1 pseudogene is annotated in these 294 nt (G+C 54.8%); it reads left to right on the top strand.

The features are described 5' to 3' along the window. Nucleotides 1-294: pseudogene (locus R0J87_RS19440) on the top strand (5-methyltetrahydropteroyltriglutamate--homocysteine S-methyltransferase); the annotation flags it as partial.

Genomic DNA, 294 nt, shown 5'->3' with positions numbered 1-294 from the left:
GGACTGGATGTGCTGGTACATGGCGAGGCCGAGCGTAATGACATGGTGGAATACTTTGGCGAGCATCTGGATGGCTTTGTCTTTACGCAAAACGGTTGGGTACAGAGCTACGGTTCCCGCTGCGTGAAGCCACCGATTGTTATTGGTGACGTTAGCCGCCCGGCACCGATTACCGTGGAGTGGGCAAAATATGCGCAATCCCTGACTGATAAACCGGTGAAAGGGATGTTGACCGGCCCGGTGACTATTCTCTGCTGGTCGTTCCCGCGTGAAGATGTCAGGCGTGAAACCATC

Origin of the sequence: Halomonas sp. SIMBA_159, assembly GCF_046536035.1 — a bacterium.
Lineage (GTDB): Bacteria > Pseudomonadota > Gammaproteobacteria > Pseudomonadales > Halomonadaceae > Vreelandella > Vreelandella venusta_A.
Note: the sequence above shows the minus strand (reverse complement) of the source record. Positions and strands in the feature narration are given on the sequence as shown.